The organism is Paenibacillus xanthanilyticus, assembly GCF_042682185.1.
GTDB lineage: Bacteria > Bacillota > Bacilli > Paenibacillales > Paenibacillaceae > Paenibacillus_Z > Paenibacillus_Z xanthanilyticus.
In genome coordinates this window covers 2,331,912-2,350,390 of sequence record NZ_JBHUHA010000001.1, presented here as the reverse complement: position 1 = coordinate 2,350,390, position 18,479 = coordinate 2,331,912, and the positions used below count along the sequence as shown (strand labels likewise).

Annotated in this window: 9 protein-coding genes; 7 read left to right on the top strand and 2 right to left on the bottom strand. The window is 58.5% G+C overall.

From position 1 onward, the window contains the following. The first annotated feature begins 6 nt into the window (after positions 1 to 6). The 3 genes from ACFSKT_RS10045 to ACFSKT_RS10035 all read left to right on the top strand — a co-directional run bounded on the left by ACFSKT_RS10045 (position 7) and on the right by ACFSKT_RS10035 (position 7,153). Positions 7 to 939, top strand: a complete 933-nt coding sequence (locus ACFSKT_RS10045) for a carbohydrate ABC transporter permease (protein ID WP_377722598.1) — start codon at positions 7 to 9, stop codon at positions 937 to 939. A gap of 73 nt (positions 940 to 1,012) precedes the next feature. Further along, the gene (locus ACFSKT_RS10040; RefSeq protein ID WP_377722597.1) at positions 1,013 to 2,602 is read left to right on the top strand and encodes an ABC transporter substrate-binding protein; all 1,590 of its coding nucleotides are present in this window, start codon (positions 1,013 to 1,015) and stop codon (positions 2,600 to 2,602) included. A 255-nt stretch (positions 2,603 to 2,857) separates the two neighbouring features. Then, a complete protein-coding gene (locus tag ACFSKT_RS10035; protein WP_377722596.1) occupies positions 2,858 to 7,153 on the top strand; it encodes a glycosyl hydrolase 53 family protein in 4,296 nt (1,431 codons plus the stop codon). A gap of 611 nt (positions 7,154 to 7,764) precedes the next feature. On the opposite strand, the gene ACFSKT_RS10030 is transcribed toward ACFSKT_RS10035, so the two are convergent. After that, on the bottom strand, positions 7,765 to 8,598 hold the full coding sequence (locus ACFSKT_RS10030; RefSeq protein ID WP_377722595.1) for an AraC family transcriptional regulator: 834 nt from the start codon (positions 8,596 to 8,598) through the stop codon (positions 7,765 to 7,767). Between the two features lie 134 nt (positions 8,599 to 8,732). Between ACFSKT_RS10030 and ACFSKT_RS10025 the strand changes: the two genes are divergently transcribed. After that, positions 8,733 to 10,790, top strand: a complete 2,058-nt coding sequence (locus tag ACFSKT_RS10025) for a beta-galactosidase (protein WP_377722594.1) — start codon at positions 8,733 to 8,735, stop codon at positions 10,788 to 10,790. Positions 10,791 to 10,899: 109 nt separating this feature from the next. Further along, positions 10,900 to 12,408, top strand: a complete 1,509-nt coding sequence (locus ACFSKT_RS10020) for an MATE family efflux transporter (RefSeq protein WP_377722593.1) — start codon at positions 10,900 to 10,902, stop codon at positions 12,406 to 12,408. A gap of 94 nt (positions 12,409 to 12,502) precedes the next feature. Here ACFSKT_RS10020 and ACFSKT_RS10015 read toward each other — a convergent pair whose 3' ends face one another. Continuing rightward, entirely contained in the window at positions 12,503 to 14,128 is a 1,626-nt protein-coding gene (locus tag ACFSKT_RS10015) for a sensor domain-containing diguanylate cyclase (protein ID WP_377722592.1), read from the bottom strand. A 238-nt stretch (positions 14,129 to 14,366) separates the two neighbouring features. Here ACFSKT_RS10015 and ACFSKT_RS10010 point away from each other — a divergent pair, with 238 nt between their 5' ends. Both ACFSKT_RS10010 and ACFSKT_RS10005 read left to right on the top strand, forming a co-directional pair. Then, positions 14,367 to 16,685: an AraC family transcriptional regulator gene (locus ACFSKT_RS10010; protein ID WP_377722591.1), complete on the top strand. Its 2,319-nt coding sequence runs from the start codon at positions 14,367 to 14,369 to the stop codon at positions 16,683 to 16,685. A gap of 713 nt (positions 16,686 to 17,398) precedes the next feature. Then, complete coding sequence (locus ACFSKT_RS10005; RefSeq protein ID WP_377722590.1) at positions 17,399 to 18,382, top strand: ABC transporter permease; 984 nt, start codon at positions 17,399 to 17,401, stop codon at positions 18,380 to 18,382. Positions 18,383 to 18,479: the final 97 nt, after the last annotated feature.

Genomic DNA, 18,479 nt, shown 5'->3' with positions numbered 1-18,479 from the left:
TTGTACATGAGCGCATCCGCAGCGCAAGCAAGCAGTCCATCGAAGACCGCCGCCAACCGGCGCGGCAAAGACGTGCTGCTGCTCCAAATCATCGGCTATATCGTCATTACCGTACTCGCCGTGTTCTGCTTCGTTCCGTTCCTGCTGGTCGTCTCCTCCTCCTTCTCGGCGGAGCAGTCGATCATCGAGAATGGCTTCCAGCTGATCCCATCGGCGTTCTCGACGGAAGCATACAGCGTTCTATTCAAGTATCCGGAGCAAATGCTCCGCGCTTACGGCGTCACGATCGCGGTGACGGCCATCGGCACCTTGGTCGGCTTGTTCCTCACGGCGATGACGGCCTACGTCCTGCAGCGCAAAGATTTCAAATGGCGCAACCAATTCTCGTTCTTCTTCTTCTTCACGACGCTGTTCAGCGGCGGCTTGGTGCCATGGTACCTCATGATCATCAAGTACCTGCATCTGAAAGACACGCTGCTCGTCCTGATTCTGCCGATGCTGCTGAACGTCTTCTACATCATCGTCATGAAATCGTTCATGAGCAGCATTCCGGAAGCGATCACGGAATCGGCCAAGATCGACGGCGCCGGCGACTTCCGCATCTTCCTGCAGCTCATCCTGCCGCTGGCCAAGCCGGCGCTGGCGACGATCGGCTTGTTCATCGCGCTGGGCTACTGGAACGACTGGTACAACGCGCTCTTGTTCATCTCCAACGAGAACCTGATGCCGCTACAGTATTATTTGTACAAAATGCTCGGCAACATGGAGGGCATGCGCAAAGCGATGATGCAATCCGGCGCGGTCGTGAACGTCAGCCTGCCGACGGAGAGCCTCAAGATGGCGATGACGCTCGTGGCCACTGGTCCGATCCTGCTCGCGTATCCGTTCATTCAGCGCTACTTCGTGCAAGGTCTGACGATCGGTTCGGTCAAAGGCTAAGATTTGGATGACCCTGGGCACCGCCCGGTTATCATATACTACACTTATCTATATTTTTAGGGGGAAGCGGTTCATGCAAACCAAGAAAAGATCAGCGATTCTTCTGCTGACGATCATCATGATGTTGTCCATTGTGCTCACCGCTTGCGGAGGCAACAACAATACCGCAGGGACGAATAACCAAGCAGCGAACAACGGCGCTGCGAACGGCGAGACCGAAGGTGCGGCGAATGCCGGCACTTCGGATACGAGCGAAGAAGTGACGCTCAAAATGCTGCTCGTCGGCGGCAAGCCAGCGGATTACGACCAAGTTTTCGGCGAGCTCAACAAGCTCGTGAAAGAGAAAATCAACGCGACGGTCGAAGCCGAATTCCTCGACTGGGCGGACTGGTCGCAGAAATACCCGCTGAAATTCGCGGCGAATGAAGATTTCGACATCGTGTACACGGCGAACTGGGCGTTCTACAATGACCAATCGCTCAAAGGCGGCTTCCTGGAGCTGACCGAGGACCTGCTTTCGAAGTATGCCCCGCAAACTTGGGCGAATATGCCGAAAGTCGCTTGGGAGCAAGCAAAAGTCGGCGGCAAGCTGTTCATGGTACCGAACAACAACGTGGAAATCACGGACAAAGTCGTCCTGATCCGCGAAGATCTGCGCAAAAAATACAACCTGGAGCCGGTCACGAGCCCGGAGACTTATGCAGCGTACGTCAAGGCGATCGCGGCGAACGAGAAAGGCATCAACGCGTTCCAAGCGAAAGCGGCCGACGGCTGGAAATGGCATGAGCTCGACCAAATCTTGCTCGAGCAGCAAAACGAGTGGAACCTGGTCGACTACAACTTCCCGCTGGCTTACAAAATGGACGATGCTACAGGCAAAGTGTTCAACGTGTACGACACGCCGGAGTTCAAGCAGCTGCTTGCGTACTACAAAGATCTGGCCGACAACAACGGCTGGTCCCGCAACGTCGTCAGCAACAAGAACGACGTATGGCAAGACATTAAAGCAGGCAAAGCGGCTTCCTATGCGCAAAACATCGGCACAGTCGCAGCGAACATCATGGAAGCGACGCGCGAGAACGTCGGCATCGAGCTGGCCATCGCGGACCTGACGCCAGAGAAGAAGAAAATCAGCGCGATCTCCACGCAGAACGGCCTGGCGATCCACGCGACGAGCAAGAACGTCGAGCGTTCCCTGATGCTGATCGACCTGCTTCAGAACGACAAGCAAATTCACGATCTCTCGATGTACGGCATTGCCGGCACGCACTACGAGCCGGTAGGCGAAGACAAGTATAACGCGGGTCCTAGCGCGGCGAACTACTCGCCATCGGGCTTCTCCGCATGGGGTTGGAATTCGGAGCTGAACCGTCAAGACGCGGCGTATCCGAAAGTGGCGGACGACATGTTCAACACGTGGACGAGCAAAGTGTATCACTTCCCGCTCGAGACGTTCGTGTTCGACGACTCCAAAGTGAAGAACGAAGTGGCGAACATCGGCAACGTCATGCTCCGCTACGCGATTCCGCTCGAGTACGGCCTGATCAAAGACTTGGACAAAGGCCAAGCCGACCTGATCGCGCAGCTCAAAGCGGCAGGCATCGACAAGGTGCAAACCGAGCTGCAAGCGCAAATCGACGCGTTCCTCGCGGCGCAAAAGTAATCGGCAATTGAAGTGAATACGGCTGTCCCGCAACGAAAGTTCGGGACAGCTTTTTTCAAAAGCAAAGCAGATGGCACATATTGGAATCCGGGAAGAGAGAAAGGAAACGAACGGCATGCCGTTGGACTCAACTAAGGTTGCATATGCAAAACCCAATCGCTTAGGCAAAAGGCCTTTATTTTTAGCTTTTGCGATAGCGCTTACATATGGGGTTGAGTCAACGGCGACAATACGTGATATGAAGGAGAGGCTCGAATGCGTCGAGGTAGAAAGCATTTCGCACTGATCATGTCGTTACTCCTTGCATGGGGAAGCATGGTATGGACCGCGCAGCCTGCACAAGCGGCGGACGTTAATTTGGCACAGGGCAAGACGGTTACCGTGAGCGGGGAAGATGCGGCGAATTGGAATTTAAAGGACTATGCGGTCGATGGCAAGTCGGATACGAAATGGGCCGCGCCAAGCGCGATTCAGGCAGGAAGTACGCACTGGCTCACGGTAGATCTGGGCCAATCTTACTCGCTCGCAGGCTCGGAGATCACCTGGAAGGATGACGGGCAGAACGTCAAATACAAAATCGAAGTGTCTGCGAACGGCACGGATTGGACGACGGCGGTCGATCAATCCAACAATACGGCGGCATCGACGGTTGCGACGGACTCGTTCCAACAGCTCGGCGTCCGTTATGTGAAGGTGAATATCTCGTTCTATGCCGGCAGCGGCTGGTGGCCGGGCATTAAGGAGTTGAAAATCCGGGAGCTCCAAAATGACCATGCGCCGAGCGCGATTACCGGCTACGATCCGGTTGCGTTGACGACCAAAGTCGGCATCGCGCCCGTGCTTCCTGCCAAAGTAACCGCTCGTTACGCGAACGGAACGAGCGGGGAAGTGAACGTCGCATGGGGCAGCGTGAGTGCAAGCCAATATGCGGCGGCAGGCAGCTTTATGGTCGCTGGCACGGTCGCGGGTGCGTCGGTTCAACCTTCTGCCTCCGTTACAGTCTCCTGGTACCGGGACGATTTTGTGCGCGGCGTCGATATCTCGACGTTGACCGCCATCGAAGACAACGGCGGCCGGTATATTGACGAGAACGGGACGGAGCGGGATCTGCTGGACATTCTGAAGGACCGCGGCGTCAACTACGTCCGTCTGCGGCAGTGGAACGCACCGACGAAGTCGGGCGGCTACAACGATATGGAAGATGTCGTTCGGATGGCCGCACGCGTGAAGGCGAAAGGCATGAAGCTGCTCGTCGATTTCCATTACTCCGACGATTGGGCGCATCCGGGCCAGCAGGTTCGTCCTGCGGCATGGAAGGATTATAATTTTGATCAGCTGAAGCAAGCGGTCTATGATTACACATTCGAAACGTTGACGGAATTGGAGAAAGCAAACGCGCTGCCGGACATGGTTCAGATCGGCAACGAGATCAACTCCGGCGTCTTGACCGGACTCGGCGGCTCGGTTAATTTCAACGAGCAGGTACAGCTGCTGAACAGCGGCGCGAAGGCGGTCCGCGATTCACAGATTGACGGCAAGAAGATCCAAATCATGATTCACTTGGCCGAGGGCGGCCAAAACGGCACGTTCCGCAATTTCTTCGACGGCATTAGCGGGATGACGGCAGGCGTGACGGGCAAGGTCGATTATGACCTTATCGGACTGTCGTATTATCCGTTCTGGCATGGCACGCTGGAAGCAGTCAAGAGCAACATGGACGACATTTCGAAACGTTACAACAAAGATGTCATTATCGCCGAAACGTCGTATCCGTTCTCGTATAAAGACGGCGACGCGCACGGCAATATAATTGGTTCCGATGCTAATCTGGTCGGAGGGGCGATCTGGCCGGCCACCGTGCAGGGACAATACGACGCAATCAAGAAAATCATGGAGCTGCTAGCTTCCGTGCCAGCAGACAAGGGCGCCGGATTCTTCTACTGGGAGCCTGCCTGGATTCCGGCCAACGTCGGCTGGATCGCCTCCGAAGGCGATGCGTGGGAGAATCAGTCGATGTTCGACTATGATTCGTATCCGGAGAACGGCGGCTATGCGTACAAGGGCTATGCGCTAAGCTCGCTCGACGTGTACAAGGTCGGCATGGCGCAGTCTCCGGCGAACCGGATGGAGCTCGCACGGGTGCTGGCGAAGGCGAAGGCGCTCAAGGCGGAGGACTTTACGACAGCTAGCTGGCCATCGCTGGCGCCGGCGATCGCGGCCGCAGATGCCGTCAATGCCAAGGCGTACGGCGCGTCCGCAGCGACGCAGCAGGAAGTCGATTCGGCTGCGGCGGCGTTGACGTCCGCGATCGGCGCGCTTGACGTGATTCCGGCGGTAAAGACGACGCTGGCCGCAGCGATCCAAGAAGCGGAAGCGTTGGAAGCGTCCGATTGGACGGCGCAGACGTGGAGCGTCCTCACATCGGCGCTCGAGACGGCGAAACAAGTCTTCGCGAGCGCGAAGGCGACGCAGACCGAGACGAACGAGGCGGCGGCGAGTCTGAATGCGGCCATCGATCAATTGTCCAATGTCGACAAGAGCGCGCTGCTCGTGCTGATCGCCAATGTTCGCAAGCTGAGCGGCTCTGATTATGTGGGCTCGACTTGGCAGTCGCTCCAAACGGCGCTGACGTCCGCGATCGCGGTACAAGCGAATGCAGATGCCACGCAGGCTGAAGTGGATACGGCGCTGAGCGCTTTGGAAGCGGCTAAGACGGCGCTCCGCCCGCTCGTCGACCTGACGGAAGCCGAAGGCGTGATTGCAACCGCATCGTCGAGCGCGGGCAGCGGCGGCGGACAGAACAATTCGCCGGAAGGCGCGATCGACGCGAATCCGAATACGTCTTGGGGCACGGACCAAGGCGTAGGCAGCTGGTGGAGCGTCGATCTGGGCAAGCCGGCGCTCGTGAAGAAAGTGTCGATGAACCTGTGGTCCGGTATGAAGAAGTTCAAAATCGAAGTCTCGCAGGACGGCGAGACGTACACCGTGGCGGCGGACACGACGAATGATGTCATCGACCAATCCTCGGTCGTCCTGCCGGCGAATACGATCGCCAGATACATCAAAGTTACCGTTACGAATGGCGGCGACTGGGTCGGCTTCATGGATCTCAGCGCAACCGGCTTGTTCCTGACGAACAAGACTGTCCTTGAAGCGGAAATCGCCAAGGCGGATGCGCTTCAGCAGAGCGGATATACAAGCGACAGCTGGACGAAGCTTGCGGCCGCGCTGCAAGCGGCGAAGCAAATTGCGGCGAACCATGAGGTCCTGCAGGACGAAGTGGACAACGCGGCTCAGCAGCTGAAGACGGCCCTCGCCGGACTTGTCGCCGGTCAGCAGCAATCCGGCGGCACCGTCGTGGTCGGCACGCCAAGCGGGCCTTCCGTAACGGTCGATGGCTCGCAGGTGAAGGTAGCTGCGGCCGGCCAGCCGGACGCGGAAGGCAAGGTGAGCGTCGAGTTAAGCTCGAGCAAGCTGCCGCAAACGGCGGCAGGCGATGACAAGCGCATCGCCATCGCGATCGAGCTGCCCGCCGGCGCCAAGGGAGCGGACGTCTCGCTGCCTGCGGACTGGATGGCGAATCTGACGCAAAAAGAAGTGAAAGCCGTCGAGGTCGCGATCGGCAGTGTTCGAGTCAGCCTCGATCCGTCGCTGCTGGACAAAGCCGCAGGCTTGGCCGGCAAGCCGATAGAGCTTTCGGTCGCGCAAGTGAACGTGGAGAACCTGACAGCAGAAGCGCGCAGCCTGGTCGGCGACCGTCCGGTCTATGACTTCCACCTGGCCGTGGACGGCAAGAAGCTCGAATGGAAAGGCAACAAAATCGAAGTTGGGATCCCGTACACGCTCAAGGCAGGCGAACGCGCGGATCAGCTGACCGTGTACTACGTCAACGAGCAAGGAGGTCTCGAGGCGGTTCGCCAAGTCCGTTATGACAAAGCGACGTCGACGCTGTACTTCTTGCCGAAGCATTTCAGCCGATATGCGGCGGCCTATGCGAACCTGACCTTCAAGGACGCGGAGGCTCACCCATGGGCGCAACCGGCGATCGCCGCGCTGGCAGCGAAAGGCATCGTCCAAGGCGTAAGCGCGGAAGCGTTCCAGCCGGGCGGCCAAGTCACACGATCGGCATTCCTGCACATGCTCCTACAGGCAATCGGCGGCTCCGCCGAAGGCCAAGCGAGCACATTCGCGGATGTAAAAGACGGACAATGGTACGCCGCATCCATCGCTGCCGCCGAAGCGCTCGGCATTGTCAAAGGCAAAGCGAACGGCACGTTCGGCGTGAACGACGCGATCACAAGAGAGGAGATGGCGGTGCTACTTCACCGCGCCATCCAGGCATCCGGCGCCGAGCCGGCCGCAGGAACGGCAGCAAGCTTCACCGACGAAGCCGCCATCTCCTCCTTCGCCCGCGAAGCGGTCAAGGCCGTCCAAGCGCAAGGACTCATGCAAGGCACAAACGGCGGCAAATTCGCCCCGAAAGCAACCGCAACGAGAGCCGAAGCAGCCGTGGTGATCCATCAGCTGATGGGCGTGTTGTATGGGGAATAAAGTTGTAAACAAAAGCGCGGACCCGACAATGGGTTCGCGCTTTGTTTTATGTAAAGCTGTCCGCGAAAGCGAACGTAAGCGATAGTCACCAACGCAGCCTGCATAATATTCGCCATGAAGGATCAGCCCAACAAGTGTAAGCCTTGTCCGTCAGGACAAAAGCGTGCCCAGCACGAAACCAACCGCCAACCGCGCCCGAACGCGATGCTGGAAAAGCGGGTGTCCAGAGGGCGGTAGCCCTTGGAGCCTCCTCGGCGGAGGGGGTGGGGGGAGGCAACATGCAACGTAAGCCTTGTCCGTCAGGACAAAAGCGTGCCCAGCACGGAAACCAACCGCCAACCGCGCCCGAACGCGATGCTGGAAAAGCGGGTGTCCAGAGGGCGGGAGCCCTTGGAGCCCCCTCGGCGGAGGGGGTGGGGGGAGGGAACTCGCAACGTAAGCCTTGTCCGTCAGGACAAAAGCGTGCCCAGCACGGAAACCAACCGCCAACCGCGCCCGAACGCGATGCTGGAAAAGCGGGTGTCCAGAGGGCGGGAGCCCTTGGAGCCCCCTCGGCGGAGGGGGTGGGGGGAGGCCAACAAACGGGGGATTCCAAAGGGGCGAAGCCCCTTTCACTTACTATACTGTTTAGGCGTCGTCCCATAAGTCCGTTTAAACATCCGTATAAAGTAGCTCGTCTCCATGCCAATAAGCTCGGCAACCTTCTCGACGGAGATGCCGGGCTGCTCCTCGAACAGCTGGACCGACCTTCGCATGCGCAGCTGAAGAATATACTGCTGCGGCGTGATGCCGAAGCTCTCGACGAACAGCCGGTGGAAGTGCTGCACCGAATAGCCGGCGGCGCGGGCGACGTTGGCGAGCAGCAGACGCTCGTTGTAATGGTCGTGGATCAGCTTGACGGCCGTCTGGAGCGCGGCGTTCGATTGCCCGGCGGGATAGACGTTCGTGGCCGGTCGCTTCGCGGCGGTCTGTCCCTCCAAGGCGGAGAGCAGCAGGCTGTACATCCGTTTGGACGATTCCCAGTATGCCTGCTCGCCGTTCAAACTGATCAAATGCCACAGCGATTCCAGCTGGCTCCACAGATCATCGAAGTTCGGCGCCGGAAGCACGGTCGTCGTCAGATGGTTCATCTGATTCAGCAGCAGCGCGGCCGCGGAGCCGTCGAACGCGACGAATCCCAGGTCCCAGATCTCGTCCGAACGGTCGGGATAGTATTCGTGCGGCACCCCGGCGGGCAGAAGGAGCATCGTGCCCGGCGTCATCTTCAGCTCCCCGCGTCCCTCGATCCGGAAGACGCCTTTGCCGCTGCGGGAGAGCAGAATTTGGTGGCCCGTATACCCGTCCGGCCGGTCGAGATGCTTCTGGGCATGGCTGCCGACGCACGTGACGTAGAGCGGAAGGAGTTGCTCGAGATTGGCGAATTCCGCCAGCAGGAATGGCATCATCAGGAAGTCAGTCCACCTTCCATGTTAAGATCGTACGATTTTTTGAAGCATCTGTTCTATGAGTATAAAACGATTTCATTTTATAATCAAAAGTAGATAAGCGGATATGACGATAATGCGAGGAGCGATCGAAGATGACGACCAAATTTGCCCCGATAAGCGATAAACTGACCGTGCTCATGCACGGCGCCGACTATAATCCCGACCAATGGCTGCACGATCCGAAGGTGCTGGAGGAAGACATCCGGCTCATGAAGCTGGCTGGCTGCAACGTGATGGCCGTCGGCATTTTCTCCTGGGCCGCATTCGAGCCGACCGAAGGCAACTTCAACTTCGAATGGATGGACAAGGTGCTCGATTCGTTCGCGGCGAACGGCATCTACGCTTGGCTGGCGACGCCGAGCGGCGCGCGTCCGGCATGGATGAGCGCCAAGTATCCGGAGGTGCTCCGCACGGAAGCGAATCGCGTTCGCAATCTGCACGGCATGCGGCATAACCACTGCAACACGTCGCCGGTCTATCGCGAGAAGACGGCGATCATCAACGGCAAGCTCGCGGAGCGCTATGGCAACCATCCGGCCGTGCTCGGCTGGCATATTTCGAACGAATTCGGCGGCGATTGCCATTGCGACTACTGCCAAGAAGCGTTCCGCCAATGGCTGCAGAAGAAATACGGCTCGCTCGATGCGCTCAACAGCGCATGGTGGACGACGTTCTGGGCGCACACGTACACCGATTGGAGCCAAGTGGAATCGCCGGCTCCGCACGGCGAGAACATGGTGCACGGCCACAACCTCGACTGGCGCCGCTTCGTGACAGACCAGACGGTGGACTTCTGCCGCCACGAGATTGAATCGGTGCGCAGCGCAAATCCGTCGCTGCCGGCGACGACGAATATGCACATGATCGAAGGGCTCGACTACCGCAAATTCGCAGAGGTGCTCGACGTGATTTCCTGGGATGCTTACCCAACGTGGCACGAGCAAGTGGACGACAGTCAGTTGGGCGCATCGGTCGCGTTCTACCATGACTTGTACCGCTCGCTGAAGCACAAGCCATTCCTGCTCATGGAGAGCACGCCGAGCTTGACGAACTGGCAGCCGGTCAGCAAGCTGAAGCAGCCGGGCATGCACCAGCTGTCGTCGCTGCAGGCGATCGCGCACGGTTCGGATTCCGTTCAATACTTCCAATGGCGCAAAAGCCGGGGCTCGAGCGAGAAATTCCACGGCGCGGTCGTCGACCATGTCGGTCACGAGCATACGCGCGTGTTCCAAGACGTCGCGAAGCTCGGCCAGACGATGAAGGACATTTCGGCCGTCGTCGGCACGGTAACGCCGTCTCAGACCGCCATTCTCTTCGACTGGGACAACCGTTGGGCGATCAAGGACTCGCAAGGTCCGCGCAATATGGGCATCAAATACGAGGAGACCGTCTACGCCCATCACCGCGCACTGTGGGAGCAGGGCGTGCCGACCGATATCATCGGCTCGGAACAGGATTTCGCGGGCTACAAGCTCATCGTGGCGCCGATGCTGTACCTGTGCCGCGAGGAGACGGGTCGCAAGCTGGAGCAATTCGTGGAGCAGGGCGGCACGCTCGTGGCCACGTACTGGTCGGGCGTCGTCGACGAGCATGACCTGTGCCACCTCGGCGGGTTCCCGGGTCCGCTGCGCAAGACGCTCGGCATTTGGGCGGAGGAGATCGAAGGCCTGTACGACCATGACCGCAACGGCGTCGCGCTGGCGGAAGGCAATGCCCTCGGCCTGCAAGGCGAGTTCGAAGCGGGCGAAATCTGCGAGCTGATCCACACAGAAGGCGCGGAGGTGCTCGGCACGTATACGAGCAGCTTCTACGCGGGACGTCCGGCCCTTACGTTGAACCGGTTCGGTCAAGGCCGCGCCTACCATATGGCGACGCGGCTGAAGGACGACTTCCTGGGCGCGTTCTACAAGCGGATCGTAGAAGAAGCGGGCGTGGCGCGCGCGATCGACGCGGAGCTGCCGGCCGGCGTGACGGCACAGGTACGCACGGACGGCGAGACCGACTTCGTCTTCCTGATGAACTTCAGCGGCTCGGAGCAGCAGGTTGAGCTCGATGCGCGCGGCTACCGCGACATGGAGAGCGGCGAGCCGGCCGGTACGGCGGTGAAGCTGCCGGTCAACGGCATTCGCCTGCTGACACGCCAAGCTTAAGCGAACATAGCAGGTACGATAAGCCGGAGCGAAGCGCTCCGGCTTGTCTTTTTTGAACGTCCGGTACCCACAAGCCTCACCTCGATACGAAAAGAGCTGATGAACCAAAATGGACCGCGAATTATCCAAACAACAGGGACGGCAAAATGAACGGGAGCAGGATCGAGATGGAGATGCCCGGCATGCGTCCCTTCCCTTAGCGGCGTCCGAGACGCCGGCGCGCTCATCTCGTTCCCTTGGCGATTCGGCGGATGAAAACAACCAACTTGGCCTGTGGCGCTTGTCCTGGCCGATCGGCATCGAGCTGATGCTACAGTTTCTAATGGGCACCGTCGATACGCTCATGGTCAGCCGGATCGGCGATAACGCGGTGTCTGCGGTCGGCGTCTCGAACCAAGTACTGCAGGCGGCAATGATGCTGTTCACGGTCGTCAACGCGGGGGCGGGCGCGATTTTGGCCCGGATGTGGGGCGCTCGGCAATGGGATAAAGCCCGCAAAACGGTGGCAATCGCGATCCAGGTGAACATCGCGTTCGGGCTCGCGGGCGGGTTGTTCTTCGCCTTCGGCTCCGATTGGGTGCTGCGTCTGATGGGCGTGCCGAGCGAAGTGCATGATTATGCAAACGACTACTTGAGCATCGTAGGCACGGCGCTGATCGTCATCACGCTGCATCTCGTCGTGAACGCCTTGATCCGCAACACGGGCAACACCAAGAGTCCGATGCTCATCACGGTCGCCATGAACGGGCTGCATCTATTGTTGAATTACGTCTTCATCTTCGGAGCAGGCAATTTCCCGGCGATGGGTGTCGAAGGCTCGGCGCTCTCTACCGTCGTCAGCCGGCTTGTGGCGCTGGCGGCCGCGCTCTTCGTCCTGTGGCGAGTGTTCCGGCCCCGCTTGGGGCGGGCGGATTTCCGCGGCGCTGATAGTGATCTCGTGCGGGAAATCTTAGCCATCGGCCTGCCGGTCTCTATAACGGCGATGTCGTGGGGCTTCTCCCAGCTGGTGCTGATGGCCGTCATCTCGTCGCTTGGCCCGGTTCCGCTCGCGGCGTATACCTACTTGCAGACGGTCGAGCAGTTCCCGTGGATGATCGCGTCGGCGGTCGGCGGCGCGTTGGCGATTCAGATCGGACATTGGCACGGCGCCGGCTTGCATGAACGCGTGCGAAGGGGCCCTTACAGGGCGATCCGATCCGGCACGGTTCTGATTCTCGCGGCTTCGACGGCGCTATGGCTGGCGGGCGAACCCGTCATGCGCCTATTCACGGAGGATGAAGCGATCATGGAGGCATCGCAACCGCTGCTGGCGCTTTGCATCGCATGGCAGGCGCTCCGTGTCCTTCCCTTCTGTCTGTCGGGCGCTTTGAATATCGTCGGGGGCGCGCGGCCGGTGGCGATGATGTCCGTCATCGGCATGTGGTTCGTCTCGACGGGCGGTTCTTATGTGCTTGGGGCTGCGCTCGGCTGGGGGCTGAAGGGCATCGTGCTGGCCATGATGCTGGACGAGATCGTACGAGGCGTCTACTTCGCGTTTTTATGGGGACGGCGATCCCGCTTAAAGATGGACACGGTGCATGTGTTCCTTGATGGTAAAAAGGAAGAATATTCCGTATAATGGAAAGCTCGAAGCCGTCACCTCGTAACGCGAGGATCGGCGGACGCCCAAAAGACTTGCCCTGCGGCATACCCGCGCGGGCAAGTCTTTTGAATTATTCGCCGGACTTCGGCTCATCTTCCGATTCCGCCTTTTCCGCCGAAGACGCCACGATCGTCTTGTTGCGGCCGTTTTGTTTGGCCAGATACATAGCCCGATCCGCCGCGTCGATCAGCGCTTCCATGGTCTCGGCATGGACTGGATAGGATGCGACGCCCATGGAGATCGTCACGTTCCGGCCGATCGGCGTTGCCATCCGTTCCACCTTCCTGCGAATTCGCTCGGCCTGGGCGAAGGCTTCGCCCGGGTGCAGTCCCGGGAAGAGGAGGACGAATTCCTCGCCGCCATACCGGCAGCATACATCGCTGCGGCGCACGGATTGCCCGAGTACGCGCGCGAGGGATTTCAGCACCTCGTCGCCCGTGGAATGTCCGAATGCGTCGTTGACGGACTTGAAATAATCAATGTCCAAGATGACGACCGAGAAGCGCAAGCGCGCTTCGAGCCAGCCCTCCATCATATCGGTCATCGTCCGGCGGTTCAGCAGACCGGTAAGCGGATCGGTGGAAGCCTCGCGAATGAGCTGCGTGTTGTTCTTGCGCATCTCCTCCATGGCGAAGATGACCGTCTTCGTCAACAGCTCCGCCTCCCGGTTCCAGTGCGGCTTCGTATGCGCGATCGGGGCATACGTGCCCTCGGACATCTGTTTGACCGTGTCGGCAAGCGAGACGAACGGATGCGCCAGCTTGCGCGCGACAAAGACGACAACTAGAAGCAGAATTAGGAATGGCGCAAGCATGTAGAGCACCTGTTGGCGTAGATTGGCGTTAAGCTTGTCCTGCACCGCGTCGATCGGCGTCTGCTGGACGACTCCCCACCGATTCTGGTGGACGGCTACGTAGGCGGCCAGCATCGGCACACCCTTGGTATTGGTCACCTGCTGCTTGCCGTTCAGCCCTTCCCGAAGCTTGCGGACAACCGGATTCGCGCCGGTATTGTCGCCGATGCGGGCATGGTCGGGATGATACAGAATTTGTCCTTCCGGTCCGGTAACATAGAAGTAGGAACCGGTTTCGTCCACGCTGCTGTTGCCGAGAATTTCATAGAGTATGTTGCTTTCCTGCAAGTAGATGGAACCGATCAAAATGCCGCGATACTCGCCGGCGCGATTATACAAGGGTTCCGTCAGCATGACGATTAAGCGGCCGCTCGGGGCAATGTAAGGCTTGGACAAATAGGGGCGTCTGAGTTGGAGCGCGACGTTCGTGAGCCCCGAATTAACCATCTTGCCCTTGAGGCCGACGCTGGCCGGAGCGATATTGAGCACATAGCCAGTCTCATCCACCCAGGTCAGCGAATTAAAATACCGGCTGGTCACTCGAATCAGCTCCAGCTCGGTTTGGATATCACCGGCTTCGAAAGCGTCCGTTCCGACGACATAATCGGCTGACGCTTTGAGACTGCTGCGCATCGACGTGAATAATGAGTCGATCGTGCCGGCGATTTTATGGGCGTTCGAATAGTTGAGCGTCAAGGTCGTATCGATTAAGGAGTCTTCCTCGGAATGGTACGAAGCGATCAGTTGGATAAGCAGCGCGGACATAACGGCAGTCGCGACCAACAGCGTCAATACCGTGGCCAGCCGAATGCCTCGCGACTGAAGTTTGGGCAAAAGATTCATGCTCGCACATCCTAAAACGAATTTATTGTATTCGACTATATTCGACAAAAATCAAAAATATCCTTTGTCGCTTCCGTGGGTAAAAGTTCCACGCCGGCGGCTTTTGAACAGGTTCGGAACCGGAAGCAGGCCGCCTATCACGATCATATTTTGATCCCGTCCAAGGGTATGAAGGAGGAGGACATGTACGTTATAATAGAGGAGATAGCTTAGATGTACATCTAGAGAGGGTGTCCCCATGTCGAAGTTCGCGCGCTTCCTGCCGCCGATCCGTATATTTCGTCCCAAACGCGATCTCCTCATGCGGCGGATGATCACCATTTCGATAATAGCCTCGGTCCTACCGATCATATTCGTGGGCATCTTCAGTTACCTGTATTCCTCCTCCACGATCAAACGCGAAGTGAGCGAATCGAACATCCGTTTACTCAGCAATGCCTCCGCGACGATCGACCAAACGCTCGACCGGGTGCAGAATAACGCGATGCAGCTTATGCTGGGTTCCTTCTTTTCTTCCGACCTGCAGGAGCTGCGCGACGTGAATTACGCCTCCTTCTATTCCGGCATCTTTCAGAATCTGTCCGCGTTCCAAATCGCCAACCAGGAAATTCGCGACATTGCCATGTACACATGGGCGGACAGCTACATCCAGTCGCCGACGTTCGGCGGCGTGCGGGTGGAAGCGACCGATCAGATCCAGCAATTATATGAGGAATTAAGCGGGGAAGTCCGCTTTAAGTGGACGACCGAATCCTATCCGTTCTTGTCATCGCCCAAGCCCCCGGAGGTGACGCTCGTGCTGCGCGCGCCGCTGCAGACGGGGGCGGCCGTCGGCCTCATTTTCATCCGCATCGACGACGCGCAGTTCCGCACGATGATCGAGAAGTTCCGTACGTACGAGGGGGAGCGCATCTTTATTTTTGGCGCGGACGGAACCATTATTGCCCATGTCGGGTCCGATCAGCCGCCCGAGCCTTTATATAAGAAGATTCATGCGCAGGCGGAATCCAAGCAAAGCTTCATCTACGAGTGGGACGGCGTCGACTATCAGGTCACGCCGATCAAGTCGGCCTTCAACGGCTGGACGTACACCGATATGATCCCGGTTCACCAGCTGAACAAGCAGGCGAACGGCATCGCTTATATTACGCTGGCGATCGTCGTCTTCTTCCTGCTGCTCGGCATTGCCATCTCCTCGCTCGGGACGCGAAAGGCGTACCAGCCGGTGGCCAGTCTCCTGACGCTCGTGCGCGGCGGGAAGGACGGCGAAGGCATTCAAGATGAGATGGGCTACGTTAGCCGAAGGTGGAAGGAACTCAGCGAGCAGGCGGTTCATCTGGAGGATCTGGTCAACCGGCAAATTCCCATCATTCGCGAGAGCTTTGCGCTTCAACTGCTGCAGGGGCATTTCTCCCACTATTCCGAGCCGCAGCTGGCGCAAGTATTCCAGCGCTACAATATTCCGGCGTACCGCCGGCACCGCGTGCTGCTGGTGGCATACGATCCGTCGCGAGACGGGGAGAAGCGGTTCACGGAGAAGGACAAGGACCTGATCGTATTCACGATCAAGAACATGGCGATGGACACGATCGCCGCGGAGGAGACGGGGCTGGACGGCATCGTCATTCAGCTGCTGGACGATCAGGTGGCGATCTGGCTCATGAACGACGAGGGCGAGGAGAGCGGATGGCGCGAAGGAACGGAAGCGGCCGCCGAGCTGATGCGCGAGCGGTTCGCCAACTACCTCAAGGTGCCGATCACGATCGGACTCAGCGAGATCGCGGAATCCGTCGCCGCCCTGCCTCAGCTGTACCAGGAGGCGGTGCTCGCGGTTCGATCCCGCTTCCTCGTCGGCAGCGGCAAGCTAATTAGCAGCTCCGACCGGTCGTATCCGACGATTCAGTACCGCTACCCGGTCGAGATCGAAGCGCAGATCGAGAACTCCCTGCAGCTGGGTGATTTGGCGGAGGCGCGGCGCATGTTGGACGAGTTCTCCCGCGCGCTTGCCCCGAACGTCAACCGGCCGGAGCTCATCCGAATGACGTATCAGCAGCTGCTGACGACCTTGCTGCGCATGGCGTATCTGCTTGGCATCCGGTCGGACCAGCTGTTCGCCAAGGAGTCGAATCCGTACGAAGAGATGATTCGCCATACGACGGCCCAAGAACTGCACGATTGGATCGACGCGCGCCTGTTGACGCCGATCGCGTCATCGGTGCAAGGCAGCCAAAGCCAGGCGTACGAGCACGTCGTCGAGCAGGTGGTCCGCTATTTGGACGAGCATTTCGCCACGGACGTGTCGCTGGACCAATGCGCGCAAATGTGCGAGATCAGCTCGCATTATTTGAGCAAACTGTTCAAGAAGAAGATGGGCATTTCCTTCATCGAATATTTGACCGGCATTCGAGTCGACCAAGCGAAGCGTTACCTGACGGAAACCGATCTGCCCGTCAACGTCATCTCCGAGAAGGTCGGCTACCAGCCGAAGAACTTCATCCGCGTCTTCAAGAAACAAGTCGGCGTCACGCCAGGCCAGTACCGAGAGACAGCCTCGTAGGTTCATCCATCCATAGCTTGGAGCCAAAAGAGTCCGCCAGCGGGCTCTTTTTTTGTTTTAGATTTGTGATCATTAGCACCGGCCGCACGCCCTCCCCTAGCGATGCGCCTAAGGATGCGCATTTTTTAACATACGACCATTGGCATAGCAAAAAATGCGACTGGCAAAATCAGCAGCCCTCCTCCGCCAAGGAGGTGGGAGGAGGATCCACCAACGTAAGCTTTGTCCCAAGGACAAAAGCGTGCTCCGCACGAAGCAATACGCCAACCACTAACCCAACACGCAGCACGAAACCGGGAGTCCAGAGGGCAGCGCCTAAGCGGTTTCCGATGGAAACCGCACTTCGGAAGCATAAGCTTGGAGCCTCCTCGGCGGAGGAGGTGGGAGGAGGGACACTCTTTTTTTGCCAAAAGGCATTCAATCGCCTATCGCCTGCACGACATGCGGTGTCATCTTTTACGCAAAAGGGGGTCCGAGGGGCGAAAACGCCCCAAAATGGGATACCCATTTCTCGGTTTGGACCCGGTCGAAGCGGCAAATCTTGCGACCTGGCACCCGCAAAGCCTAGCTGCTGCGGGATGTCAGCCAACTCGACCCTTACGGCCGAACCCGTTCAAATAATGGTCATTGCCGCGTTTCTTGGCGGCACGATACGATGCAGACATCACAAGGAGCGAGCGAATCCAGCTCGATCGTTACGGAGGGATGCTCAGTTGTCGTTACCAATCGAACGTGTGCAGGAAGGGGCCTCCTATCTGCCGCATGCGAAACCCGGACACAAGCAAGGGGCGCTGCAAGAGTGGAAGAAGGCGTTCAAGCGGGATAAGTTTCTGTACCTGCTCGCCGTGCCCGGCCTGCTGTTCTTCCTCGTCTTCAAGTATTTTCCGATGTGGGGCCTTAGCCTGGCGTTTCAGAATTACTCGCCGTTCCTCGGCTTCTGGGACAGCGAATGGGTCGGCTTCAAGTATTTCACGGAATTCTTCAGCAACCCGGACTTCATGATCCTGTTTCGCAACACGATGGCGATCAGCCTGCTGAACATCGTCTTCTTCTTCCCGATTCCGATTATATTGGCGCTGCTGCTGAACGAGGTTCGGCTCATGGTGTTCAAGCGGATCGTGCAGACGATCGTCTACCTGCCGCACTTCCTGTCGTGGGTCGTCATCGCGGGGATTTGCTTCCTGCTCTTCGGCCAGGCGGACGGCATCGTCAACAAGCTGATCGAGCAGTTCGGCGGCAAGCCGGTCGCGTTCCTGATCGAGCCGAATTACTTCTGGGGCATGCTGACGGCGCAGAGCATTTGGAAGGAAGCCGGCTGGGGTACGATCATTTTCCTCGCGGCGCTCTCGGGCATCAATCAAGACCTGTATGAAGCGGCCCGTATCGACGGCGCCAACCGCTGGAACCAGATGCGCTACATTACGATTCCGGGCATCAAAAGCACGATCATCGTCCTGCTCATTCTGAGGCTCGGACAAGTAATGGACGTCGGCTTCGAGCAAATTTACCTGATGATGAGCGGACCGGTCGCCCACGTCGCGGACGTCTTCGACACCTATGTGTACCGGGTCGGTATCCAGCAAGGCCGTTTCGGCTACGCGACGGTCGCGGGCATTTTCAAATCGGTGGTCGGCCTGATCCTCGTCATCATGACGAACCGGCTGGCGAAGAAATTCGGAGAGGAGGGTCTCTACTGAACCGCATACACGAAGGCGCGAAGAGCGTCACGTTCCTTACCTATCTCATCCTGACGCTGGTCGGTCTGGCGACCTTCCTGCCGTTCCTGTACGTCAT